The following is a 9,223-nucleotide window of genomic DNA, read 5'->3' as shown; positions in this document are numbered from 1 at the left end:
CGGCGCCTGTGGCGTGGTATGGCGTTCAGTCGCGCCCGCTTCTGCCGGCCGGGCGCCGTCGCCACGGATGCAGAAGGCTGGCGAGGATCTGCCCCGTGCCGGGGAACGAGGTGGGGTCACCGAGTCCGACCGAGGCCGGTTCGCGGCCAGGGCGCCAGGTGAAACTGCCGAAGAGGTGGTCCCAGCACGACAGGTCGGAGCCGTAGTGGCCGGCTTCGGACAGGTCCGTGCTGTGGTGCAGGCGGTGCTGCTCGGGGCTGGCCAGCAGATGGTTGAACGCCCCGATACGCACGTCGATGTTGGCGTGGACGAAGTAGCCCTGGGCGGCGACGAAAAGACCCACCACCAGCACAGCAGGACGCGAGAACCCCAGCAGTGCCAGGCTCAGCTGGACGAGGCCCTGGGCGAGAGCCGTGTCCAGCACGTGGTTCACCCCGTTGTTGGCGACGTTGACCTTGTCCGGCACGTGATGCACGCCGTGCAGTCGCCACAGGAGTGGGTTGCTGTGCCCCAGCCGATGTACCGCGTAGCTGACGAATGAGCCGGTCAGCAGGGCTCCGGGGATCTCGATCGCGAGGGGGTGAACCGGCTCTGCGGGCGAGACCCGGCCGACGGTGGCCGTGACGAGGAGCTGCGCCAGACCGCTTCCGCCCGCGGTGAGCAGGAAGTAGGCGCCGTACCAACGCCACTCTTCCCCGCCGGGGTGCCATTTCCGTTCGTACGGGATGGCCCGTTCGAGTACACCGAGATAGACGAGCGTACCGACCAGAAAGAGCGGACTGACCAGCGCCGGATTCCAGTCGAGGCGCAATGCGGCTGTTCCGACCAGAACAACGGCCAGCAGCAGGACCGGGTAGGCGGCCGTACGGAGAAAACGATCCAGCGAATTTTTGACCGCATACCTTTCCCTGCCCGAAAAAGGAACCGAAGGATTCGCGCCATCGGTCGGCCGTCCGCAATCGCCCACCAGAACTCTCCTCATGGGATGGCGGCTTGGTAGAGAACACTGCATCGGCACAATGCCCGTGGTTCCAGCAGGCTGCGGACACCCCCGGGCGTCAGCAGCTCATGCACCGATTGATTTCGGGCGCGGTTTCGACCAACCGAGTCCCGCCCGGCCGATAGCCCCCCGTTACATCGACCCAGCTCATTTATTACCGATCCTCGCCGCTCTAACCATCAACCGACTCCCGAAATACGCGGCAGCCGGAGCGGGCCCGTCGGGCACTCGCCCATTGAAGCGCGCTTCTCCCTGCCGACGGAATAACGGGCGGCACCGTATCCCCGGTGTGAGCTAATTAGTACGAGAAATACGTTGACGTGCTCATCATGTCGCCCCTGGAATACCCCCCAGAAAGCACTGCGGCGCACGCCCGCGCCCGAGAAGGCGCCACTGCGGCATCTTTCGCGCCCCGGAGGCGGATGCGAGCGCGCTCGTCGACTCCTCGGGCAGGACGATCACCGCCGTCGCCCGGGAACCCGGCATCAGCTCCGCGTCTCGGCGCGTCTGGCACTGCCGGGCCGAGGCCGCATCATCAGGTGAGCAGGGCCGCCACGCCGTCCAGGATTCGCTCCAGGCCGAAGTCCAGTGGGTCGCCGCCCTGCGGGGTGAAGGCACCCTCTGCGACAGCTGACGTGAGGGCGGGAAAACGGTCCGCGTGGCGCTCCAGCACCTCGGCCGTCAGGTCGGCCCACTCCTCGTTCGCCGCCTCGTTGTGTTCGGCGGTCTGCTGGGTGATGTTGCGGATGTGGCCCACGAGCAGCAGGAAGGTGTCGTGTCGCTGGACGGGCGACAGTCCGGTTCCGGCGAGCGCGGCCAAGGCGGTGTCCAGCCAGCCCAGTTGATTGGGGCCCATGATCTGGCGGCGCATGCCCGTGGCCGTGAGGATCCAGGGGTGGCGGCGGTACACGGCCGCGCACTGGCGGGCCCACTCGGTCAGCTGGGGGCGCCAGCCGCCGGCGATGCCCGCGACGGGGGCCGGGGGGCCGATCGCGAGGTCGACCATCAGGTCGACGAGTTCGGCCTTGCCGGGGACGTACCGGTAGAACGCCATCGTCGTGACGTCGAGCTTCTTGGCGACCCGGGCCAGTGACACCGCGTCCAAACCCTCGTCGTCAGCGATCCGGATGGCCGTCTCGGCGATCCGGCCTGCGGACAGAGAAGGCTTCGGGCCTCGGCTCGGCTGCCCCTGCTCGCCCCACAGCAGGGCGAAGCTCGCCTTGGCGCCGTCCTGCTTCCCTGCCGACTTCCGGGACTCGCTCCCGCTCATTCCGCACTCCCTCGCCGCCCCCGGTTGACTCCCCGCACTAACTGTTTATAGCGTATAGCTAACTGCTTACGACATACACAGTTTATGGGTCCGGATCCCAGGGAGTCGTCATGCTCGCCGCCATCGCCACATCCGCCGCCTCACTCCTCCTCGTACCGACCGCCGGGCTCCTCGGCCACCGCGCCCTGAAGCGCGTCCGAAACGTCTCCCTCATGAAGATCGACAGCTCGAACGGCATCAACGAGCAGGGCTTCGTCCGCATCGGCGGCATCGACCAATGGATATCGGTCCGTGGCGACGACCTGACCAACCCCGTCATCCTGGAGCTGCACGGCGGCCCCGGCGCCTCGACCGCGATCTTCGGGCCGCGCACCAGGTGCTGGGAGCAGCACTTCACGCTCGTCCGCTGGGACATGCGGGGCACCCTCAAGACCCTCGGTCATGGCGGAGCCGGCCGACAGGGCGAGATGAGCTTCGAGCGGATCTACGCGGACGCGGTCGAGGTCACCGATCACATCCGCACCCGCCTCGGCGTCGACAGGGTCGTCCTGCTCGGCCACTCCTACGGCAGCGCCTTCGGCCTGCGGCTCGCCCGCGAGTTCCCCGAGCGGTACCTCGCGTACGTCGGCACCGACCAGAACATCCACGACTGCGGCCGGGACGACTCCGTACACCAGGCGCTCCTCACCCGGCTGCGGGCGAGCGGCAAGCACAAGGAACTCGCGGCGGTCGAGCGGCTCGACGACGACAAGCGCCGCTGGACCCACCGCGAGCGCGCGATGCACGCCAAGCTGCTGGCCACCAGCGACCGGCTGACCCTGGACACGATGAAGAAGGTCGTGATGGGCTCCCTGTGGCTCTCGCCGCTGCACTCGCTGCGCGAGCTGGGGCACTTCATGAAGGGCATGAGCTTCTCGGAGCAGGTCACCGCAGGCGCATCCGCGTTCGACGACTGGGCGGACGGTACCGACTTCAAGATTCCGTTCTTCCTCTTCCAGGGCGAGAAGGACGTGCTCACGTCGCCGGTCCTGGCCCGCCGCTTCTTCGATGACGTCCGGGCCCCGGTCAAGGAGTTCGCACTGATCGAGGACTGCAGCCACTTCGCGGCCTTCCGCCGCCCGGATCGGTTCCTCGAACTGCTGCTGGCTCACGTACGGCCGGTGGCAACGACCAGCAAGGCGGTCCGGCCTTACTGATCGTTTCAGGATGGGGTGCGTAGGCGGCGGAGGCACATGAGGCTGCAGCCCAGTGCGAGCAGGCCCGGGTGGAGGTCGGCGCGTCGCTCGTAGCGGGTGGGGGCCCCGGTCCGCATGCAGGCGCCGGGGCTTGCGGCGGGGACGTCCCCTGAGAGCCCGGACGTACGACCCGTCCACGGAGCAGTTCGGTCGGCAGGCCTGCGTGCAGGCGACACCACGCCCGCGAACGCCTGCCGCTGGCGGTGATCCGCCCTGTGCGACTGCAGGCTGACGTCCACTTAGCCGGATGGGCGATGAGGCGGCTTTGATCTTGCGGCCTTGGGGTGACGACCGGGCGGCTGTCGAAGCGAAGGATGGGTCGCGTTCCGCCAGTCAACTCCCCCTCGCAGAAAAGGAGATCGTCATGACTTCGCTGTCGCTGCCTGCTCGGCGCACCGCCACCGCTGCCATCGCCGCCCTGGTGGCCGGGTTCACCCTGTGCGCCTCATCCACCGCCTCGTCCGCCGAGCAGCGCACGGGCCACCGTCGGCCGGGCCCGGCGCGGATTGTCGGCAGTGGGGACTTCGTACTGCCGTACGTGAGCGACAGCGATGTACGCTCCTTCAGCTTCGACGTGGTGGCCGCCCCGTACAGCATTCCGCGGCCCGGGATTCCCACGGGGCTGCCCGTCGACGCGCGGGGGACGATACGCATCTCGCACTACTCGGCTGAACAGAACGTCACCTATACCTCCGAGGGACAAGTGGAGTGCCTGGTCACCGGGCCGAACACGGCGACGGTCACGGCCCTCATCACGAAGGTCAGCCACGAGGAGACCGGCTCGCTCGGCAAGCGCGTCGGACTGAGCGTGTACGACGGTGGAAAGGGCGGCAAGACCGATCGGGTGGGCTTCTCGTGGAACGGGGTGAACCTGCTGCCGAACAGTAAGGACGCCGAGGTCGGCACCTGTATGGCCCCGGCCCCGTACGCCCCCGTCGTCAAGGGCGGCTACACCGTCACCCACGCCGAACTGGCCCCGTTCCCCCGCCCGTAGGAGGCGTGCACCCCGGCCCGCACCCCGCGGCCGGGGTTCCGCTGCCTCTGCGTCAGCTTGTGGTGCCGCCGTGGTTCCGCAGGACGTTCAGAGCCCTGTCGAAGGCCGAGTCCTTCTTCTCGTCGAACTCGTCCTGGGTGAAGACCGGCTCGGTGAAGTGCGGCGGAATGCCTGTGCCGTCGAAGGTCCTGCCCGAGCGGGTCAGGAACTCCTCGTTCGGCAGCCAGGCCGACATGCCGTTGGGGAGTCTGCGCTGCATGACGTCCGAGAAGACGCCTTGGGTGGGCTGTCCGATCCGGACCGTCCTGCCGGGCCGGTCCATGAGGGCCTGGGTGAAGGTCTCCCCCGCGCTGACAGTCGAGCCGCCGGTCAGCACGGCGACCGGCCCGGTGTATCGGGGGCCTTGGGCGGGCGTGACATACACGGGCTGGGGGCGAGTGTGCCGGGTGGGGTCGGCGGGGTCGTTGCGGGCCCGCTTGGAGTAGGCGAGGTAGGGGGTGTCGGTGAGGCGCTCGGCGATGTGGATGCCCAGGGCGTCGGAGCCGCCGCCGTTGATCCGCAGGTCGATGACCAGGCCCTTCAGGCGCTGGGTGCGCTCCTTGCTGAGGACCGTGTCCAGCGTCCTGTCCAGCTCGGCCAACTGGGCGGCGTAGGGGGCGCCACCGGCCGCGTATCCGCCGAAGCCGGAGATCCGCAGATACCCCTGCCCGCCGGGGAGGTCGGCGTAGGTGATCCGTCCGTTGGCGAAGTCCTGGAGGTTCCGGGCGTTCTTGAGGTCATGCGCCACGATGAACGTCTTGACCTTGGTGTCCAACTCAGGGGTGGGCATGACGGTGCCGGGGCGGCCTTGCGCGAAGACGCGGTCGCCGTCCTGAACGGCGACGTGGGAGTCGTGGAGCGGCGCGACCATCTCGCTGAATACGGCGTAGAGCTCATCCCTGGTCGTCTCCGCGTGCACGGTGGGCCGGTATTGGTCGCGCACGGCGTGCCAGTCGATGCCCTTGGCGGAGAAGAACGGGTAGTTCTCCTCGAAGGACTGCCAGAAGACGTCAAAGACAGCGAGCGGACCCTGGGAGGCCGGCCGCGCGCAGGCATCGGGCAACTCCGGTATCCGGCGCAGGTTCCGGTCGCCGACGGAGCCCTCCACCCGCATGAGCCCCTGGTCGCCGCCTCTTCGGGTGCGCACGGTGAGGACGGTGCCGTCGGGTGTGGTGTAGGTGCCGGGGCCGGTCCGCTGCGCGGAGTCGCCCTTGAGGCAGCTGACGGCGGTGGTCTGGTACTCCTGGAAGGTTCCGTTCCTGATGGATAGCACTGTGCCGTAGCCGTCCATGCGCCAGATTCCGTCGGTGGTGGGCTGGTGGGCGGTGGCGGCCGGTGCGGCTTGGCCGGCGAGGGCGGCCAGTGCGACGGCGGTGACGGTGACGATGCGCACGACTTTCCCTTTTCCGTGGGCGGCTTGCTCGGGACAGCCCCACCGTCGCCGACCCGGTGTGCTGCCCGCCATCCGGCTGCCCGGTTGATCAGGGATGGGGACAGCCCCCACCACCGGCACCACGCGTACGCGTCCCAACGGACCATCGGGCGGTCCAGGCGACGGCCATGCACGTGCTTCATGCATCACATCAGGATCGACTGAAGTCAGCATCCACTGATATCCTCACATCACCGTTCACTGATACCAGTGGATGCTGATGTCATGGTCGGCGTCCAGCCGCCGCGAGACGAGAGAGCCCCTCATGCCTGCGAGCCCCGGCACGAAGCCGTCCGTCCTGTTCGTCTGCGTCCACAACGCCGGCCGCTCCCAGATGGCCGCCGCCTGGCTGACCCACCTGGCCGGGGACCGCGTCGAGGTGCGTTCCGCCGGCTCCGACCCGGGCGAGCACGTCAACCCCGCCGCCGTCGCCGCGATGGCCGAGGTCGGCATCGACATCTCCGCCGAGGTCCCGAAGATCCTCACCGTGGACGCGGTGAAGGAGTCCGACGTGTGCATCACCATGGGCTGCGGCGACACCTGCCCCGTCTTCCCCGGGAAGCGCTACCGGGACTGGAAGCTCGACGACCCGCGCGGCCAGGGCGTCGAGGCCGTCCGCGTCATCCGCGACGAGATCAAGGTCCTGGTGGAGAGCCTGATCTCCGAGATCGCCCCGGCAGCCAAGCCGGAGGCGACTGCCTGAGCCACCAACGCGCGGTCGTCGACATCGCCTCCGGCCGCGCCGGGCACACCTCCGGCCGCAGCGCGGCCGAAGCCCAGCCGGCGGCCGGGCAGTCGTCCGCGTAGCGGGGATGCCGGCGTTCGTCAGCGGCTGTGCAGGCGCGTCGCCTTGAGGCCGGCGAGCGGGTATTCGCGCGGGAGGCGGGCCGGGTCGCCCGGGACGGTGACCTGTACGGCAATCGGCCGGGACGTGCCGGCGGCGAGGAACTGGTCCGCCGTGCTTTCCAGATACACCTTGCCGTCCTGGGTGATGACGTCCACGCCGGACGCCGCCGCGTTCGCGCCCTTCACCGTGGGCAGGTCGAAGGAGATCCTGAACCGCCTCAGGTCCTCGGCCTTGCCGCCGTCCTTGCTGACGGCTGTGAGGGTCAGCTCGAAGCTGTACACCCTGCCCCGGGGCTCGCCGCTCTCCCAGGACTGGTTGAACTTCTTGGCGACGGTGATCTCGTCGTAGCTGGGCGGGACCGGCAGGGGGGTGATGCGCCCGGCGCCGTTCATGATCTCGAGGGCGCCGACCGGCACCCTTCCGCGCCCGATGCGCTGCGCGTGGTCGGGGACCGCGGACGTGGTCAGGTCGAGAACGTTGACGTTGCCCGCGGAGTCGACCGCGTAGAAGTGGCCGTCCTGGTCGAAGAAGGTGGCCGAGTACGACCTGCGTGAGCCCGCCGTGGCGCTGGCTTCGGCGGGCGGGAAGACCCCCCGCTTGAGAACGGTCTTCATGGGCTGCCGCCCCGGATCGATGAGCAGCAGGTCTCCGTTGTCGCCCTCCACCGAGAACAGCCGTCCGTCCTTGGGGTGGTAGGAGAAGTCGTCCCACCGGCCGCCTCCCGGCGCCCTGCGGGCCGTGGCCTGCTTGGTGGCCACGTCGATGGCATAGCTGTGTGCGTCGGGGTCGCTGACGACGAAGAGCACCTTCCCGTCGGGGTCCATGTCACCGTCGAACCAGGGCCCGCCCGGGAGCCCGTCGATGACCTCGTCGCGCAGCGTGCCGGCCGTCACGTCGATGGTGATGAGCTTGTTGCCGCTCACCGCCAGCAGCAGCGGCTCCTTGTCCTCGCCCCGGTACTGGGCGCCCATGGCGGTGTACCCGGGCTCGTAGGGCGGAACGCCGTCGACGACGCGGGTGTCACCGTCGACGGGGTCGAAGCGGTAGATCCGGGTGTTCGTCCTGCCTACGGCGAGGTACACCTTGCGGTGAGCCATGATCCGGGCGTCCTTCCACGAGACTGAGGAGTCCGTCATGATCCAGCTACTCCCCCCACACGGCAAGCACCCTCTGTGCCTGTTCGAACACAACAAGTCAAGGGTGGGCGCCACCGGAAGCCCTCGCCGCTCCGGCGGGTCTTCCCGCCGGCCGGGAGCCCGGCACGGATAAAGTTCGAGGCATCGGCCGACCAGGGGGTGGAACAAGGCGACGGATGGCGGAGGTTCCGTATGAGACCGTGGACGGTCGGCGTGGCCGTGGCCGCCGCACTCGCCCTGGCAAGCACCGCCGCCTGCGACACCACCGGGGCCCCGAGGCGGAGCGGGGACGGAGACAGCCTCACCATCGGCGTGCTGCTCCCGGAGACCGAGACCAGCCGCTATGAGACATTCGACCGGCCGCTGATCGAGCGGGCGGTCAAGGACCGGTGCGGAAAGTGCGTCGTCCGCTATGCCAATGCGGAGAACGACGTGCAGATCCAGCACCGCCAGATGGACGCCATGCTCACCCAGGGCGTCGATGCGCTGATCCTCGACCCGGTCCAAGAGGCCTATCTCCGCAGCCTGATCGTCGAGGCGGCGGAGCTGAACGTCCCGGTGGTCTCCTACGACCGGGCGGCCGAGGGGCCCATTTCGGGTTATGTCTCCTTCGACTCGGACGCCATCGGGGTTCTCCAGGGCGAGGGTCTGCTCGACAGTCTGGGTGGGCGGGCGGACGGGGCGCGGGTCGTCCGGGTGGAGGGGCCGCTGTGGAACCCGCACCATGTGGCGGTCTCCATGCTCGAGCAGGCGGGGGCGCACATCAGCAAGACGTACGTGACCTCGGGTTGGACTCCGGAGAACGCGTACAGCGTCATGGTCGGCGCCATCGCCGAGCTGGGGACCGACGGGATCGACGCCGTCTGGGCCGCCAATGACGCGCTGGCCGCCGGGGCCGTCTCCGCGCTCAAGGGCGCAGACATCGATCCGCTGCCGCCGGTCAGCGGTCAGGACGCCGATCTCTCTGCGGTGCAGCGCATCGTCAGCGGTGAGCAGTACATGACCATCTACAAGCCCTACGGGCTCCAGGCGGACGCCGCCGTGGAGATGGCGCTCGCTCTGGCACGTGGCGAGTCCGTGCGTTCGATAGCCACGGGCACGATCAGCACCGAAACGGCCCGGAACGTCCCCAGCGTCGAACTCGCGCCGGCTCTGGTGACCGTCGACACTGTCAAGGAAACCGTGGTCCGGGGCGGCCTGTACACCATCGACGAGATCTGCACCCCGAAATACCGGTCTGCCTGCGAGAAGGCCGGACTCATCGACTGAC

The 9,223-nt window shown here is 68.7% G+C and carries 8 protein-coding genes; 4 read left to right on the top strand and 4 right to left on the bottom strand.

What is annotated here, in order from left to right; translation table 11 throughout:
* Positions 1–25: 25 nt before the first annotated feature.
* A complete protein-coding gene (locus MHW47_RS02120; RefSeq protein WP_374230042.1) occupies positions 26–967 on the bottom strand; it encodes a sterol desaturase family protein in 942 nt (313 codons plus the stop codon).
* Between the two features lie 568 nt (positions 968–1,535).
* A complete protein-coding gene (locus MHW47_RS02115; RefSeq protein ID WP_239220851.1) occupies positions 1,536–2,270 on the bottom strand; it encodes a TetR/AcrR family transcriptional regulator in 735 nt (244 codons plus the stop codon).
* A gap of 110 nt (positions 2,271–2,380) precedes the next feature.
* Here MHW47_RS02115 and MHW47_RS02110 point away from each other — a divergent pair, with 110 nt between their 5' ends.
* Positions 2,381–3,466 (top strand): alpha/beta fold hydrolase, encoded by a 1,086-nt coding sequence (locus tag MHW47_RS02110; RefSeq protein WP_239220850.1) that lies wholly within the window; start codon positions 2,381–2,383, stop codon positions 3,464–3,466.
* A gap of 403 nt (positions 3,467–3,869) precedes the next feature.
* Positions 3,870–4,499: a hypothetical protein gene (locus tag MHW47_RS02105; protein WP_239220849.1), complete on the top strand. Its 630-nt coding sequence runs from the start codon at positions 3,870–3,872 to the stop codon at positions 4,497–4,499.
* Between the two features lie 52 nt (positions 4,500–4,551).
* Here the strand turns inward: MHW47_RS02105 and MHW47_RS02100 are convergent, their stop codons facing one another.
* The gene (locus tag MHW47_RS02100) at positions 4,552–5,931 is read right to left on the bottom strand and encodes a S41 family peptidase (RefSeq protein ID WP_239220848.1); all 1,380 of its coding nucleotides are present in this window, start codon (positions 5,929–5,931) and stop codon (positions 4,552–4,554) included.
* Between the two features lie 304 nt (positions 5,932–6,235).
* Here MHW47_RS02100 and MHW47_RS02095 point away from each other — a divergent pair, with 304 nt between their 5' ends.
* Positions 6,236–6,673, top strand: coding sequence for an arsenate reductase ArsC (locus MHW47_RS02095; RefSeq protein ID WP_239220847.1), 438 nt, complete (start codon positions 6,236–6,238; stop codon positions 6,671–6,673).
* 122 nt (positions 6,674–6,795) lie between these two features.
* Here MHW47_RS02095 and MHW47_RS02090 read toward each other — a convergent pair whose 3' ends face one another.
* Positions 6,796–7,953, bottom strand: a complete 1,158-nt coding sequence (locus MHW47_RS02090; protein WP_239220846.1) for a YncE family protein — start codon at positions 7,951–7,953, stop codon at positions 6,796–6,798.
* A 192-nt stretch (positions 7,954–8,145) separates the two neighbouring features.
* On the opposite strand from MHW47_RS02090, the gene MHW47_RS02085 reads away from it, so the two are divergent.
* Positions 8,146–9,222 carry a substrate-binding domain-containing protein gene (locus MHW47_RS02085; RefSeq protein WP_239220845.1) on the top strand — a complete coding sequence of 359 codons (1,077 nt, stop codon included), beginning with the start codon at positions 8,146–8,148 and terminating at the stop codon, positions 9,220–9,222.
* The last annotated feature ends 1 nt before the right edge of the window (position 9,223 follow it).

This window comes from Streptomyces sp. OfavH-34-F (assembly GCF_022347745.1).
Classification (GTDB): Bacteria; Actinomycetota; Actinomycetes; order Streptomycetales; family Streptomycetaceae; genus Streptomyces.
Note: the sequence above shows the minus strand (reverse complement) of the source record. Positions and strands in the feature narration are given on the sequence as shown.